Genomic DNA, 15,224 nt, shown 5'->3' with positions numbered 1-15,224 from the left:
GGGACGGGCACATGGACTTCACCCTCAACGACGAACAGCTGATGTTTGCCGAGACGGCGCGCACGCTGCTGGGCGATACCTGCACGCCGGATCACTGGCACAAGATGATGGAACAGGGCGTGGCGTTCGACGCCGCGCGCTGGGCGCAGATCGTCGAGAACGGCTTTAGCCTGCTGCTCCTGCCCGAAGCGGCGGGCGGCATGGGGCTGACCGAGCTGGACCTCGCCCTGATCGCCATCGAGGCAGGCTATGTCGCGCTGCCCGAACCGCTGGCCGAGAGCGCCGGCATTGGCGCACCGCTGCTGGCGAGCCTTGCCCCGGATCATCCTGCGCTGGCAGATCCTGTGGCGATCATCGCAGTGGCTCCGGCGATCAATCCGGTCGTCGCCAATGCCGATATTGCTGCGGCGATCCTGATCGAGAAGGATGGGCGGGCTTTCCTCGCCAAGCCGGATCAGGTGAAGCTGACGCCTGCCGAAACCATTGATCCCTTCCGCCGCCTGTTCCGCATCGAATGGGACGAAAGCAAGGCCGAAGACCTTGGCGCCGCCGACTGGACGCTGGCGCTTGACCGCGCTTCACTGTTTGCGGCGGCGCAAGGGTTGGGGCTGGGGCAGCGGGCGGTCGATCTGGCGGTTGCCTATGCCAAGGACCGCATGCAGTTCGGCAAGCCGATCGGATCGTACCAGGCGGTCAAGCATCACCTTGCCAGCGCGCAGACCGCCATCGAATTTGCGCGGCCGGTGGTGCTGGCCGCTGCGGCGGAGATTGGACATTGCGATGTCCATTCGCGGGCGCGGGTGTCCGAGGCCAAGATCGTGGCGCTTGAAGCGGCCGAGAAGGCCGCGCGGGCTTCGATCCAGGTGCATGGCGCGATGGGGTATTCGTGGGAAGTGGACGTCCACCTTTTCCTCAAGCGCGCGCTGGCGCTGAAGGCGGCGTGGGGCACGCCCGCGTTCCATCGCAGCCGCATCGCCACGCGCATCTTCACCCAGCCGCTTGGCGCCGACCAGACCTTTGCACGCGAGACCGAACATGCCTGAAGCCTATATCGTCGATGCCGTGCGCGCGCCTGTCGGGCGCAAGAAGGGCAGCCTTGCCCATATCCACCCGGCCGACCTTGCCGCGCATCCCATCAAGGCGTTGATCACCCGGACCGGGATTGATGCCAATCTGGTGGACGATGTGGTGTGGGGCTGCTGCGATACCATCGGGCCACAGGCGGGCGATATCGGCCGCACCGCGTGGCTGGTGGCGGGCCTGCCACAGCATGTGCCGGGCACCACGATTGACCGGCAGTGCGGTTCCTCCCAGCAAGCGCTGCACTTTGCCGCGCAAGGCGTGATGAGCGGGACGCAGGATCTGGTGGTGGCAGGTGGCAGTCAGGCCATGAATGCCATTCCCATTTCCGCCGCGATGTATGCCGGAGAGGCCTATGGCTTTGGCGATCCGTTCACCGGCTCGGCCGGTTGGCGCGAACGCTATGGCGATGGGCTGCTCAACCAGATCAATTCAGCCGAGATGATTGCCGCCAAGTGGGGCATCACCCGCGCCGCCATGGAAGAGTTTGCCGTCGCCAGCCACCAGCGCGCTCAGGCCGCCACCGACGCAGGCTGGTTTGCGAACGAAATCGCACCGCTGGGCGATCTTGCCCATGACGAGACCATCCGCCCCGGCACCACGCTGGAAGGCCTTGCCGCCTTGCGGACCGTGCAGGAAGGCGGGGTCATCACCGCAGGCGTGGCCAGCCAGAACTGCGACAGCGCTGCAGCCCTGCTGGTGGCCAGCGAACGCGCTGTGAAGGAACATTGCCTGAAGCCCCGCGCCCGCATCCACCACATTTCGGTTCGCGCCGATGATCCCGTGTGGATGTTGACCGCGCCGATCCCGGCGACGCAATATGCGCTCGCCAAGGCGGGGATGACGGTTGACGACATCGACCTGTTCGAATGCAACGAGGCATTCGCCTCTGTTCCGATGGCGTGGATGCAGGAACTGGGCATCCCGCATGACAAGGTGAACATCCACGGCGGTGCGATTGCGCTGGGCCATCCGCTGGGCGCCTCGGGCGCGCGGTTGATGACGACGCTGCTCAACGCGCTGGAGCGCACTGGCGGCCGCTATGGCCTGCAGACGATGTGCGAAGGTGGTGGCCAGGCCAACGTCACGATCATCGAGCGGCTCTGACGATGCACGCCGCCACCGCCATCACCAACCTGCTCTACCGCTATGCGGAACTGATGGACGCAGGCCAGCTCGAGGAGGTCGCGGCGATGTTCAGCCATGCGCGCGTCACTCTTGGCGGGGGGCGCGTGGTGGAAGGCAGTGCAGCGATGCTGGAGCAGTGGCGTGCGTTCGTGCGCATTCACCCTTGCGGCACGCCGCGCACGCGGCACGTCATCACCAATCCGATCCTCGAAATCGACGAAGCGGCGGGAACGGCGAGCTGCCGCTCGGTCTATACCGTGTTCCAGCAGGCGCCGGAGCTGCCGCTGCAGGCGATCGCTTCGGGGCGCTATCACGACACGTTCGAACGCGTGGGAAGCACCTGGCGCTTCGCCACGCGCGACTATTCGATGCTCGATTACATCGGCGACCTCTCGCAGCACCTGCTGCTGCCGGTCGGCTGAAGAACCTTACGGGAGAATTGCCTTGGGCATTTGCGAGAACCGCACCGTCATCATTACCGGAGCCGCACGCGGGTTGGGCCGGGCCTATGCGCTGGCATTTGCTGCTGAAGGCGCGAACGTGGTGGTCAACGATATCGGCACGTCGCTTGGCGGCGAGGGCCGCGATACCAGCGCCGCCGATGGCGTGGTGGCCGAGATCGTGGCGGCGGGCGGCAAGGCCGTGGCCAACTATGAGGATATCACCGACTGGGATGCTGCAGGCCGCATCGTGCAGACCGCGCTCGATGCGTTCGGTGATCTGCACGTAGTAGTGAACAACGCCGGCATCGTGCGCGACCGCATGTTCGTTTCGGCCACGCTGGAAGAGTGGGATGCGACGATGCACGTTCATCTGCGCGGCCACTTCTGCCTTGCGCGCCATGCGGTGAACTACTGGCGGGCCAAGCAGAAGGACGGGCGCGATCCCGATGCGCGGATTATCAACACCTCGAGCGGTGCGGGGCTGCAGGGTTCGATCGCACAGGCTGCATACTCCACTGCGAAGGGCGGCATTGCCTCGCTGACGCTGGTGCAGGCGGCCGAGCTTGGCCGGTATGGGATCACCGCCAATGCGCTCGCCCCGTCGGCCCGCACGCGGATGACCGAACAGGCCTTTGCCGAGAAGATGGCAACCGAAGGCCAGGCGTTCGACGTGATGGACCCTGCCAATGTTGCTCCCACGGTGGTGTGGCTGGGCAGCAGCGCGAGCCGCGACGTGACGGGGTGCGTCTTCGAACTCGAAGGCGGCAAGATCATGCTCGAGGATGGCTGGCGCGAGGGTCCGGTGGTGGACAAGGGCGCGAAGTGGGAGCCTGCCGAAGTGGGCGATGCGGTGGCGAAGCTGATCGAGGCGCGCGTGCCGCCGCGCAAGGTATGGGGCACGGCCTGAGAGCCCGGACGGAGTAGAGACGATGGAATTTGCCTTCACCGACGAACAGGCGATGATCGCCGAGACCGTGCGCGGCTTCTTCGCTGAAAACGCGACGAGCGAGCGCACGCGAAAGGCCATGGCGGCGGACGGGATCGACCGGGAGCTTTGGACTTCATTCGCGACGGAACTCGGCCTTGCCGGGATCGGCCTGCCTGACGAGCATGGCGGCGCTGGGCTCGGCATGGTCGAGATGGCACAGGTGGCCGAGGCGGCAGGCGCACAGGTTGCGGCACTGCCGTTGCTGGGTCATGTGATGATCGGGCAGGCCATCGCGCGCGGTGGGTCCGAGGCGCAGAAGGCCGAGTGGTTGCCGCGTCTGGCGGCAGGCGAGTTGATCGCGACGGCGGCGTGGGCGCCGCAGCTGAGCGTGAAGGATGGCCGTATCTCGGGCACCTTCCCGTTCCTGCCGCATGGCGCTTCGGCTGACCTGTTGCTGGTGCATTCGGGCAGCGAGGCGTGGATCGTCGACCTCAAGGGGGCGGGCGTGAGCGTGCAGGCGCATGTCACGATGGACCAGACACGTCCGTTTGCCACCGCGACACTCGACGGCGCGCAGGGCGAGCAGTTGGCCGATGGCGATGCCGCGATTGCGGGCGCGCTGGCGGCCGGGTGGATCTGCCTTTCCGCCGAAGCTCTGGGCGGGGCGCAGGCAACGCTGGATCGGACCGTGGCCTATTCCAAGGAACGTGTGCAGTTCGGGCGGCAGATCGGATCGTTCCAGGCCTACAAGCATCGCCTTGCCGACATGATGATCGAGATCGAACAGGCGCGTTCGGCGGTCTATTGGGCGGCCTGTGCGGTGGATGAAGGATCGGACGAGGCGCAGGTGGCGCTGCATTCGGCCAAGGCGTTCTGCGCGGACACCTACTTCATGTGCGCGGGCAACATGATCCAGCTGCATGGCGGGATCGGCTTCACCTGGGAGCATGACGCGCACCTGTTCTTCAAGCGCGCTCGCTCGATCCAGACGCTGTTGGGCGATGGGCAGTGGCACCGTGAGCAGGTTGCCTCGGCAGTTCTGGGAGCGGCTGCATGAAGCTTGGCTTCTCGCCTGAAGAAGAAGCCTTCCGCGCCGAGTGCGCGGCTTGGTTGCAGGCGGAAATGGCAGGGGATTTCGCTGACATTCGCGGCATCACCAACCTGTGCGATGCGATCCCGCGTCGCAAGGAATGGGAGCAGCGGCTCGGCGAGGCGGGCTGGGGCTGCATCGGTTGGCCTCGCGCTTGGGGCGGCAAGGACGCGACCATCGCACAGCAGGTGATCTTCGCCGAGGAATACGCGCGTGCGGGTGCTCCCAATCGGATCAACCACATCGGCGTGGAGCTGGCCGGGCCGACGATCCTTGCCTTCGGGTCCGAGGAGCAGAAGGCGAAGTATCTGCCCGAGATCGCGGCGGGGCGGCAGATCTGGTGCCAGGGCTATTCGGAGCCCAATGCCGGATCGGACCTTGCCAATGTGAAGACCAAGGCGCGGATCGATGGTGGCGAATGGGTGGTCAATGGCCAGAAGGTCTGGACCAGCCTTGCGCATTATTCGGACATGATCTTCGTCGTGGCGCGCAGCGAAGAAGGGTCGGCGGGGCCGAAGGGCCTGTCTTTCCTGCTGATGGACATGGACCAGCCCGGCATCGAGGTGCGTCCGATCCGCCAGATCAATGGCGAGGCCGAGTTCAACGAGACGTTTCTCACCGACGCACGCTGTGCCGCCGATGCCATGCTGGGCGCAGCAGGCGAGGGCTGGAAAGTGGCGATGGCGCTGCTGGCGTTCGAGCGCGGGGTTTCCACGCTGGGCCAGCAGATGCAGTTCCGCAACGAGCTCGACGCGGTGATCGATGCGGCCAAGGCCAATGGCAAGGCTTCCGATCCGGTCCTGCGGCAGAAGATCGCGCAAGCCGAGATTGGGCTGCGCCTGATGCGCTATGGCGCGCTGCGAATGCTTTCGGGCACTGACCTTGCCGCCATCGACGGCGCGGCGCTGACCTACAAGATTCAGTGGGCGACGTGGCGGCGCAGTATTGGCGAGCTGGGCATGGAGGTTCTGGGTCAGGCTGGAGAAGTCTCGCCAAGCGCGCACTACGAGTGGCCACAACTGCCCAACCTGTTCCTCTATGCCCGTGCCGACACGATTTACGGCGGCACCAACCAGATCCAGCGCAACCTGATCGCCGAGCGCGGTCTGCGACTGCCGCGCGAACCGAGAGGCCAAGCATGAGCGTTCCTGTTCCTTCTTATCCGACGCCCTTGGGCATGCTGAAGGGCAAGTCGGTGGTCGTCACCGCCGCCGCCGGGACCGGCATCGGCTTCGCAGTTGCCAAGCGTGCCGCCGAAGAGGGCGCGCGCGTTCTCATCAGCGATTTCCACGAACGCCGCCTGGGCGAGGCGGCGGACCGCATCGCGGCAGAAGTGGGCTGCGAGCGCCCGCTGACGCAGGTCTGCGACGTGACCAGCGAAGCGCAGGTACAGGACTTGCGCGATGCATCGCTCGAGGCGTTCGGCACCGTCGACGTCCTCATCAACAATGCAGGGTTGGGCGGCGAAGTGCCGGTCGTGGACATGACCGACGAGCAGTGGGGCCGCGTGCTCGATGTCACGTTGACAAGCCTGTTCCGCATGACACGCGCCTTCCTGCCCTCGATGTATGCGGCGAAGAAGGGCGTGATGGTCAATAACGCTTCGGTGCTGGGCTGGCGCGCGCAGAAGGGACAGGCGCATTATGCGGCGGCCAAGGCGGGCGTGATGGCCTTCACCCGCTGTTCCGCGCTGGAAGCTGCCGAACATGGCGTGCGCATCAATGCGGTCGCGCCCAGCCTTGCGATGCACCCGTTCCTTGCCAAGGTGACTACCGAGGAAATGCTGGCGCAACTGGTCAAGACCGAGGCTTACGGCCGCCCTGCCGAGGTGTGGGAAGTGGCCAACGTCATGCTGTTCCTCGCCTCTGACCTGTCCTCCTACATGACCGGCGAGATCGTCCCGGTTTCCAGCCAGAGGGCCTGAGGCAATGGCCAAGGTGTTCGACAAGCCCGCCGACCTGATCGGCAGCGAAGGGACCAGGCTGGGGCCGACCGACTGGCTGCTGGTCGATCAGGAGCGCGTCAACGGCTTTGCCGATGTGACCGGCGATCACCAGTGGATCCACGTCGATGTCGAGCGCGCCAAGGCCGGGCCGTTCGGCGGGACCATCGTGCATGGCTACCTGACGATGAGCCTCGTCAACTTCTTCCTGCCGCAGCTTATCGAGGTGCGCGGCTTTGCCCATGCGGTGAACGTCGGGGCTGACCGCTTGCGGTTCCTGTCGCCGGTAAAGGTCGGCAGCCGCATTCGCGGTGTGGGGGAAATCGTCTCGGTCGAGGAAGTGAAGGGCGCGATCCAGTCGGTCGTGCGCGTGACCGTCGAGATCGAGGGGCAGGACAAGCCCGCCTGCGTGCTCGATACCATCAGCCGCTATTTTCCGGAGTAAGTGCGATGACCGATGCCAAGACCATGGAAGCCGCCGTCCACGAATATGTCGCGGCGTTCGACGCCGGTTCTCCCGAGCGCGTGGCCGCGCTTTTTTCCGACGACGCCAGCGTGGAAGACCCGGTCGGGACCGAGCCCAAGGTGGGGCAGGCGGCGATCCTCGAATTCTACACTGCCTCGATGCAGACCGGAGCGAAGCTGAAGCTGGAGGGGCCGATCCGCGTGTGCGGACCCTATGCTGCCTTCGCGTTCTCGGTCCTGCTGAACCTTGGCGGCAAGGACATGCACGTCGACGTGATCGATACGTTCAAGTTCAATGACGACGGCAAGGTCGTCGAGATGCGGGCCTATTTCGGGCCGACCAACATGCACGGTTTTGCCTGAGAGGATTTGAGATGCGTGAAGCCGCCATCGTTTCGACCGCCCGCACCGGCGTGGGCAAGGCCTATCGCGGGGCCTTCAACGACACCGAAGCTCCGGTCCTGTCGTCGCACGTGGTCAATGCCGCCATCGCACGGGCAGGCATCGACCCTGCGCGGGTGGACGACGTCTACCTCGGCGTCGGCAACCACTGGAACACGCAGAGCTACAACCTTGGCCGGCTGACCGTACACGGATCGGTCCTGCCCGATACGACCGGCGGTTTCACGCTGGATCGCAAGTGCTCTTCCGGCCTCAATGCCATCGCGCTGGCTGCGCGCGGGATCATGTGCAACGAGATCGACGTGGCCGTTGCGGGCGGCATGGAGAGCATCTCGCTGACGCTCAACAAGCACACGCCTGCCTTCCGCAACCGTTCGGAATTCATCAAGGCGGCGGACCCGCATGCCTACATGGCGATGATCGAGACCGCCGAGATCGTGGCCGAACGCTATGGCGTGACCCGCGAGGAGCAGGATCGGTTCGCTGCCATCTCGCAGCAGCGCGCTTCCGCCGCGCAGGCCGCGGGCAAGTTCGATGACGAGATCGTGCCGATTACCGTCACCAAGGCCCTGTTCGACAAGGAAGGCAACGAGACCGGAAAGGAAGAGGTCACGCTCGCTAAGGACGAAGGCGTGCGTGCAGGCACGACTTACGAAGCGCTGGCGGGGCTCAAGCCGGTGTTCAAGAACGGACAGGTGATTGCCGAGGGCAAGCACGTTACCGCAGGCAACGCCAGCCAGCTTTCGGACGGCGCTTCGGCGCAGGTGCTGATGGACCTCGATACCGCGAAGGCCGAAGGGCGGCCCGTTCTGGGCATCTATCGCGGGTTCCAGGTGGCGGGTTGCGGCGCCGAGGAAATGGGCATCGGGCCGGTCTTCGCGATCCCCAAGCTGCTCGACCGGGCGGGCCTCAAGATCGACGACATCGGCCTGTTCGAGATCAACGAGGCGTTCGCTTCACAGGCGGTCTATTGCCAGAAGAAGCTGGAGATCGATCCCGACAAGCTCAACGTCAACGGCGGCGGCATTGCTATCGGGCATCCCTTCGGCATGACCGGATCGCGCCTTGTCGGGCACGCGCTGATCGAGGGCAAGCGGCGGGGTGTGAAGTACGTCGTCGTCTCGATGTGCGTGGCGGGCGGCATGGGTGCCGCCGGTCTGTTCGAAGTGGCCTGACGCGCCGTGCTCGATCCGCTTCCGCTGACGATACCCCACGCTGCACAGGCAGCGGCGCAGACCTGGCCCGATGCTCCGGCGGTGCTGGAGAACGGGCAGGTCTGGACTTTTGCCGAGCTGTGGCAGCGCAGCCGGGCTGCGGCTTCGGCCTTGCTGGCGCGTGGTGTGGGGGCAGGGGATCGGGTGGCGATCTGGGCGCCCAATTCGCGCGAGTGGATCGTTGCTGCGATTGCGGTGATGACCTGCGGTGCGGCCGTGGTCACGCTTAACACGCGGCTGAAAGGGCGTGAGGCGGGCGACATCCTGCGGCGCACGAATGCGAAGCTGCTGTTCACGGTCGAGGGCTTCCTCGGCATCGACTATCGCGCGCTGATCGCGGACGAGGACCTGCCTGCGCTCGAGGCCACGCTGCTGCTGGAAGGTGATCTGGCGGAAGGCGGGAAGGGCGCAGGCGATCCCGCCGTGGATGTCGCCCTGGCGGGCATCGATGCCGATACCGTCTCGGACATCCTCTTCACCAGCGGCACCACCGGCAGCCCCAAGGGCGTGCTGATGACTTATGGCCGGGTTCTGCCGCAGGCGGCCGTGTGGTGTGCCAATACGGGCCTGCGCGAGAGTGACCGTTACCTGATCGCCAACCCGTTCTTCCATTCGTTTGGAATGAAGGTGGGCTGGGTGGCGTGCATCCTGTCGGGCGCCGTCGCCGTGCCGATGCCGCAGTTCGATGTGGCGCAGGCCATAGACCTTATCGAGCGCGAGCGGATCACCTTCATGCCCGGGCCGCCGACGATCTTCCAGATGCTGCTGGCCGAACTCGACAAGCGGCAGTGGGACTGCTCGTCCTTGCGCGGCGGGACGACTGGAGCGGCCAGCGTGCCGCCCGCGCTGGTCGAACGCATCCGCAACGACCTTGGCATGGTGGACCTGATCACCGCCTATGGCATGACCGAGTGCGTCAATATCACCACTTGCGTGCCGGGTGACGATGCCGAAACCATCGCCCGCACCTGCGGCAAGGCCTTTCCCGGAAACGAGGTGCGCATAGCCGACGCCGACGGCAACGAGGTTCCGCGCGGCGAGACCGGCGAAGTGCAGGTGCGCGGTCAGGGCGTGATGCTCGGTTACCTCGACAACCCGGAAGCGACGGCAGAGACGATCGACGCCGATGGCTGGCTCCATACCGGCGATGTCGGGACGATGGACGAGCGCGGCTATGTGCGGATCACCGACCGGATGAAGGACCTCTACATCTCGGGCGGTTTCAACGTCTATCCGGCCGAGGTCGAGAAGCTGCTGGCCGAGCATCCTGCCGTCGGCATGGCTGCCGTGGTGGGCGTGCCGGACGAAAGGCTTGGCGAAGTGGGCCGCGCTTACGTGGTGCCACGTCCTGGCGCGGTTGCGACCGAGGCGGAGCTGATCGCCTGGTCGCGCGAGAACATGGCGAACTACAAGGTGCCGCGCAGCTTCGTGCTGGTCGAGGACCTGCCGCGCAATGCTGCGGGCAAGGTGCTCAAGACCGAACTGCGCAGCCAATAGGGAGAAGACGAGGATGGCCGGAACATTCGCAGGCAAGGTGGCGCTGGTAACCGGTGCCGCATCGGGCATCGGCCGTGCGGCGGCGATCCGTTTTGCGCAGGAGGGTGCGCGGGTGTTCTGCGCGGACCTGAACCTTGCAGGTGCCGAAGCGGTTGCGGCCGAGATCGGAGGCAATGCCAGTGCGGTGCAGGTCGACGTTGCGAGCTATGCCAGCAACCAAGCGATGGTTGATACGGTCATGGCGCAGGCAGGGCAGCTTGACATCGCGTTCCTCAACGCAGGCTTCTATGGCGCGGCCGAAGGGCTCGACACCGTTGACGAGGCGTTCTTCGACAAGGTCGTTGCGATCAACCTGAAGGGCACTTTTGGCGGGATCAAGGCGGTGCAGCCGGTGATCGCGCAAGGCGGGGCGGTTGTCGTCACGGCATCGGCGGCAGGCGTGGTCGGCCATCCAGCCAATCCGGCCTACAGTGCGGCCAAGCACGGCATCGTCGGGCTGGTGAAGTCCTGCGTCGATGCATTTGCCGCGCGTGGGGCGCGGATCAACGCGATCTGCCCGGGTGGCGTCGAAACCCCGCTGATCGGCGCGGCCGATGTTGCCATGGTCGATCCGCTGGCACTACCGCGCGTGCCGTTGCGCGGCATGGGCAGTGCCCAGCACGTGGCCGAAGTCGCGCTGTGGCTGTCGAGCCCGGCTGCCGGGTTCATCACCGGGCAGGCGCAGGTGCTCGACGCGGCGCTGCTTTCGACCTTCGCTCCGGTGATGCTGCCCGTCGGTCCCTGAACCCGTCGAAACGTGGTGAGTGCGCGCGGTGCGCTATGCGCTGCGCATATGCGCGCATTGGTGCGGTTGACACGAGGCATCCCGGAAGTAAGTGAGTGTTCATGGCTAGAACACGCATTCCCGGCGCCGAGCGTCGCAGCCAGATCGTTTCGGCGGCGCGGCGGGTCTTTTCGCAGTATGGTTACGACGGCGCCAAGACGCTGCAGATCGCGCGGGAAGCCAAGATTTCCGAAGCGCTGGTCTATCGGCATTTCCCCAGCAAGCTGGCGCTCTATCGCGCAGTCCTGCGGCAGGTGTTTCTCGAACAGGACGAGCGCTGGCGCGAGCAGGGCATCCATGCCGAAGGGTCGCTCGGCTTGGCCGAAGCGATCCACAGCTTCGTCGCCGCAAGCGTTACCGATGCGGGCGATCCCGAGCGCTACGATACGCATCGGATGACATTGGCCAGTCTGGCGGGCGATGGGTCCTATGCCAGCCTGATCTATCGCCGTTCGCAGCGCCGCAACGCCGCCAGCATGGATGCAGCCTATGCCTCGGCGCGGGCCGAGGGCGGGTTGACCGGCGAAGCGCTGCACGTTCCGGCAGCCGCAATGTTCATCGAACACGTCGGCACGATGATTGCGGCGATTGGCGGGCTGCCCCCGGCCGCCCGACCCTATGGCATTGAGGCGGAGGAACTCGTGCGCCAGGCAACATGGTTCTGCCTGCGCGGCATTGGCATGCCCGACGCCAAGATCGCGGAGTACTTTGCCGGGCTGGGCTGAGCCTGGCGAGGTCAGGTCAGCAGTGCGCCGCCGTTGACGTGGATGACCTGTCCGTTGATCCAGCGCCCGTCCTCCGACAACAGCAAAGCCACCATCGCCGCGATGTCCTCCACCTTGCCGAGGCGCGTGCTGCGGGTCTGGGCAATGCAGTGGTCGATCCAGTCCGGCGGCACCGTTCCGCCTGCGATCATCTCGGGCGTCATGACGAATCCCGGGGCGACACAGTTGGCGGTGAGCCCATGCTTGCCCCACTTGCTCGCCACGTGCCGCATGAGCGCGTTGAGCCCGCTTTTCGAAGCGGCATATGAGGGTCGCTCCGGCTCGCCCGAGATCGAGGCATCCGAACTCGTATAGACGATCGCGCCATGCTCGCTCTTCAGCAGGTGCGGAAGTGCGGCGCGCGTGCAGAGCAGATGGCCGCGAAGGTTCACCGCCAAAGTGCGGTCGAACGTTGCGAGATCCAGCGACAGCGCATCGGAATCGAGGAAGATCGTGCGCAAGTCCGCCGCGTTGATGTGCGCCCCATCGAGGCGTCCAAGTTTTCGAACGGCATCGGCAAAGCAGCATTTGACGGCGTCCTCGTCGGTGATGTCGACTTCAAGGGCGTGCGCTTCGTACCCTGCCTCGTTCATCCGGTTCGCAACGGCTTGCGCGGCGGCAAGGTTCACATCTGCAATGCAGACCCGTGCGCCCTCGGCGCAAAGGCGTTCAACCGTTGCCGCGCCGATCCCGGTGCCTGCCCCGACGACGATCACGGCACGGTCCAGCAGTCTTGAAATCATGATCGACGTTTCCCTGTTCATGCGGTCGGCTGTAAGGTCTCCGGTCCGATGTCGTCCGGACCCCAGAACGCGCGCAAGCTCGTGATCTTGCCTGAGGCGTCGAACGTGCAGGCATCTGCAGACCGGATGCGCATACGTTCACCACCCGGCGGCGTGAACTCTACATCGAAAATGAGCAGAGCCTCGCGCCCGTGCGAACCGCGATGTGGCGCGACCGGCGTTATCCTGGTCTTGAAGGCGACGGTGTCGGCAAACCATGCAGCAATGGCAGCGCCTGATCGCGGTTTCGATCCGATGGGGTCTTCGATCACGGCGTGTGGCGCGAAAAGGGCGGTAACGCCGGCTGCATCGCCTGCGTTGATCAGGTCGACATAGGCCTGAAGCGTGCGCTTCATGGCTGTCTGCGTCGGTTCGTCAGCCATGAAGCGCGCTCCTCTACTCTGCCGCTATCCGCTGTTCCAGATCGGAGAGCGGGATGCGCCCGGCCCAATATGCACCCTCCAGTTCGGTGTCGACATCGACGGCCCCGCGCACACCTAGCGCAGCGCGGGCCTCGTCCAGTGGCAGGTGGAAACAGGGTTCAAGCTTCTTCATGAACAGCGCGTCGCTTGCCTTGCCCACCGTCATCCCGCGCTGGATCGCATCGGTGCAGGTGTCCCATACTTGCGGGTAGTGGAGGATGGTGCGGACGGTGTAGCGCAGGGACCCGAATATCTGGATGACGCTCAGTTCAGCGGCAAGCTCTGGGTTGCGGATGTGCTTGAACACGTTGGTCAGGCGATACCAGTAGGGGACGAGCTCGCCCATGAAGTTGAAGCCGCCACCGCACAGGATGTGCTCGAAATCGTGGGTCTGGCCGGAGCGCAGGTTGTAGAACTCCAGCTGGCTCTTCGGTTCGCGCCAGGGCGTGATCTGGATCTCGTAGTTTCCTTCGGTGATCCACTGGTAGAAGATTCCGCCGAGCGATCCGGGGGCGTACTGCGCGAAATCCTCGATGGTGTAGGTCGAGTAGAACCCTTCCGAAAGCCAGGCGTCGAGTTCCGGATTGATCCGGCGCTCGGCGGTGAACATGTCCTCGATGGCGGCGTGGTCGCGCAATTCCTCGAGAATCGGCAGGAACTCGTACATCTCGGCCGGCGGTGGCAGGTCCGGCCCGTTGCGGCGGAGCAGGATCATGGCCAGCCATTCGCGCAGGCGAGGGTTGTTAAGGTACTTCGAGGACGAGACGAGCACGCTCGAGGGCGTTTCTACAGGCATCACGCCACGCGCGAGGTAAGGCATATCGGCCATCGGTGCTGTCCTTCCCGTGAATGTTGCAGGCTATTCAAGCCGCACGACATTAGTCCTTTGACTCCGAACGGTATCGGACCGTTCGCCTTGTGGCAAGTTGTGTATGCGACATCTTCGGAGAGGATGCATGCGATCGGCTTGATGCTATAGGCAGGCCATGGACACCGCCCTGCAGAACCGGACCGAGCAACGGGTGCCGCCGCGTGTGCTGCATCTGCTGGAGGTTGCGCGCGCTGAATTCGTCGCCGAAGGCTTCGACGGGGTGAGCATCGACGCCATCGCCCGCAAGGCCGGTGTCAGCAAGGAAACGATCTACCGCCACTTTCCGGACAAGCAGGCTCTGTTCACTGCCGCGCTCGAGGAAATGGCCGACCGCTTCGTGGCGAAAGCCCAGGCCATAGCGCGGGATTCGGCCATGCCGATCGCCGAGGAACTGGGCGGTCTTGCCGAGGCCATTCTCGACGCAGCTTCCGGTGGCGGGCTGCTCAGCCCTGCGTGGCTCGCTGCGGGCCTGGGCAACCGCATGCCTGCCTTCGCCGCCGAACTTCAGGCGGCGCAGGCGGCACGGATGGAGCCGGTGCGCGAGGCGATTGCGGAAATCGCCCGAGCCAAGGGACTGAGCCGGGCAATCTCCATCGAGGATGCGCTGGATTTCGGATCGCTCTCGGTGGAAGGCTCTGCGCTGCTGATGGGCTTTGCTCCGCCATCCGACACCAGGCGCAGGGTCCTTGCGGCAAAAGTCGCCGCGCTGTTCGAGCATGGCGTGCTGGGCATGCCTGCCGGAACGCCAATGCCGGAACGGCCGGACCAGGCGGCAAGCATTCCCGCTGGCATGGACGAGTATCCGCCCCACTTGCGTCGCCTGCTCGACGTGGCGGCCGAACACTTTCTGCACGCAGGCTTCGAGGCGGCAAGTCTGGGCGAAATCGGCGCGGAGGCCAAAGTCGGGCGGGGCACGCTCTATCGCCATTTCGAGAGCAAGGCTGGCCTGTTCGAGGCCGTGCTGCGCAATCTTGCGGCGCAGGTCGCAGTGACGGCGCAGCCTTCCAGGCTGGCTGATAGTGCGGCAGCGGCAAATCTGGCCGATTACCTTGCAAGAGCGACAGTGCATCTGACCGGCCCCGCTTCGGTCGCGCTGCACCGCGTGGCAATTTCGGCATCGCGCCGCAGCCCGGCGCTTGCCCGCGCCGTACATGATGCGGTGCGCGCGCCGTGGGTGGCTCCGCTGTCCGATTGGATTGCGCGCATTTCCGGACATCCCGATGCCGACTGGCTTGCGTGGCAGGGCCTGGTCCTTGCCATGCAGGGCAACCGAGCCTTTGCAGCCGGACAGGGTCCGACAGGCGACGCGCTTTCGCGCCACGCTTTGCGCGTCGCCAAGCTGTTTCTCAACGGACTTGGCGGCTGAGAAGGGC

The 15,224-nt window shown here is 65.3% G+C and carries 17 protein-coding genes; 14 read left to right on the top strand and 3 right to left on the bottom strand.

Translation table 11 applies throughout. The features are described from left to right. The first annotated feature begins 11 nt into the window (after positions 1-11). From ACZ1JX_RS19375 to ACZ1JX_RS19315, 13 genes are all read left to right on the top strand, one after another. Positions 12-1,043 carry an acyl-CoA dehydrogenase family protein gene (locus tag ACZ1JX_RS19375; protein WP_465126579.1) on the top strand — a complete coding sequence of 344 codons (1,032 nt, stop codon included), beginning with the start codon at positions 12-14 and terminating at the stop codon, positions 1,041-1,043. Next, entirely contained in the window at positions 1,036-2,187 is a 1,152-nt protein-coding gene (locus tag ACZ1JX_RS19370) for an acetyl-CoA C-acetyltransferase (protein ID WP_465126578.1), read from the top strand. The genes ACZ1JX_RS19375 and ACZ1JX_RS19370 overlap by 8 nt, the downstream gene beginning before the upstream one ends. A gap of 2 nt (positions 2,188-2,189) precedes the next feature. Continuing rightward, positions 2,190-2,630: a nuclear transport factor 2 family protein gene (locus tag ACZ1JX_RS19365; RefSeq protein WP_465126577.1), complete on the top strand. Its 441-nt coding sequence runs from the start codon at positions 2,190-2,192 to the stop codon at positions 2,628-2,630. Positions 2,631-2,652: 22 nt separating this feature from the next. Next, the gene (locus ACZ1JX_RS19360) at positions 2,653-3,558 is read left to right on the top strand and encodes an SDR family oxidoreductase (protein WP_465126576.1); all 906 of its coding nucleotides are present in this window, start codon (positions 2,653-2,655) and stop codon (positions 3,556-3,558) included. Positions 3,559-3,580: 22 nt separating this feature from the next. Beyond that, positions 3,581-4,636: an acyl-CoA dehydrogenase family protein gene (locus ACZ1JX_RS19355; protein WP_465126575.1), complete on the top strand. Its 1,056-nt coding sequence runs from the start codon at positions 3,581-3,583 to the stop codon at positions 4,634-4,636. Further along, on the top strand, positions 4,633-5,811 hold the full coding sequence (locus ACZ1JX_RS19350) for an acyl-CoA dehydrogenase family protein (RefSeq protein WP_465126574.1): 1,179 nt from the start codon (positions 4,633-4,635) through the stop codon (positions 5,809-5,811). The genes ACZ1JX_RS19355 and ACZ1JX_RS19350 overlap by 4 nt, the downstream gene beginning before the upstream one ends. Continuing rightward, positions 5,808-6,593, top strand: coding sequence for an SDR family oxidoreductase (locus ACZ1JX_RS19345; RefSeq protein WP_465126573.1), 786 nt, complete (start codon positions 5,808-5,810; stop codon positions 6,591-6,593). The genes ACZ1JX_RS19350 and ACZ1JX_RS19345 overlap by 4 nt, the downstream gene beginning before the upstream one ends. A gap of 4 nt (positions 6,594-6,597) precedes the next feature. Then, entirely contained in the window at positions 6,598-7,056 is a 459-nt protein-coding gene (locus ACZ1JX_RS19340; RefSeq protein WP_465126572.1) for a MaoC family dehydratase, read from the top strand. A 5-nt stretch (positions 7,057-7,061) separates the two neighbouring features. Continuing rightward, positions 7,062-7,439, top strand: a complete 378-nt coding sequence (locus ACZ1JX_RS19335) for a steroid Delta-isomerase (RefSeq protein ID WP_465126571.1) — start codon at positions 7,062-7,064, stop codon at positions 7,437-7,439. Positions 7,440-7,450: 11 nt separating this feature from the next. Then, the gene (locus ACZ1JX_RS19330; RefSeq protein WP_465126570.1) at positions 7,451-8,653 is read left to right on the top strand and encodes an acetyl-CoA C-acyltransferase; all 1,203 of its coding nucleotides are present in this window, start codon (positions 7,451-7,453) and stop codon (positions 8,651-8,653) included. A 6-nt stretch (positions 8,654-8,659) separates the two neighbouring features. Further along, positions 8,660-10,189, top strand: coding sequence for a FadD3 family acyl-CoA ligase (locus ACZ1JX_RS19325; RefSeq protein WP_465126569.1), 1,530 nt, complete (start codon positions 8,660-8,662; stop codon positions 10,187-10,189). A gap of 13 nt (positions 10,190-10,202) precedes the next feature. Beyond that, positions 10,203-10,973, top strand: coding sequence for an SDR family NAD(P)-dependent oxidoreductase (locus ACZ1JX_RS19320; RefSeq protein ID WP_465126568.1), 771 nt, complete (start codon positions 10,203-10,205; stop codon positions 10,971-10,973). A gap of 101 nt (positions 10,974-11,074) precedes the next feature. Further along, positions 11,075-11,737, top strand: coding sequence for a TetR/AcrR family transcriptional regulator (locus ACZ1JX_RS19315; RefSeq protein WP_465126567.1), 663 nt, complete (start codon positions 11,075-11,077; stop codon positions 11,735-11,737). A gap of 11 nt (positions 11,738-11,748) precedes the next feature. Here ACZ1JX_RS19315 and ACZ1JX_RS19310 read toward each other — a convergent pair whose 3' ends face one another. Genes ACZ1JX_RS19310 through ACZ1JX_RS19300 form a run of 3 tightly spaced genes read right to left on the bottom strand, consistent with a single transcriptional unit; the run spans position 11,749 to position 13,809 of the window. Then, the gene (locus ACZ1JX_RS19310; RefSeq protein ID WP_465126566.1) at positions 11,749-12,519 is read right to left on the bottom strand and encodes an SDR family NAD(P)-dependent oxidoreductase; all 771 of its coding nucleotides are present in this window, start codon (positions 12,517-12,519) and stop codon (positions 11,749-11,751) included. 17 nt (positions 12,520-12,536) lie between these two features. Continuing rightward, the gene (locus ACZ1JX_RS19305) at positions 12,537-12,941 is read right to left on the bottom strand and encodes a steroid Delta-isomerase (RefSeq protein WP_465126565.1); all 405 of its coding nucleotides are present in this window, start codon (positions 12,939-12,941) and stop codon (positions 12,537-12,539) included. Between the two features lie 13 nt (positions 12,942-12,954). Continuing rightward, entirely contained in the window at positions 12,955-13,809 is an 855-nt protein-coding gene (locus ACZ1JX_RS19300) for a hypothetical protein (RefSeq protein ID WP_465126564.1), read from the bottom strand. Positions 13,810-13,966: 157 nt separating this feature from the next. Between ACZ1JX_RS19300 and ACZ1JX_RS19295 the strand changes: the two genes are divergently transcribed. After that, positions 13,967-15,217, top strand: coding sequence for a TetR/AcrR family transcriptional regulator (locus ACZ1JX_RS19295; RefSeq protein ID WP_465126563.1), 1,251 nt, complete (start codon positions 13,967-13,969; stop codon positions 15,215-15,217). Positions 15,218-15,224 lie beyond the last annotated feature (7 nt).

The organism is Novosphingobium sp. BL-A-41-Hi4A-0G (genome assembly GCF_055521735.1).
Note: the sequence above shows the minus strand (reverse complement) of the source record. Positions and strands in the feature narration are given on the sequence as shown.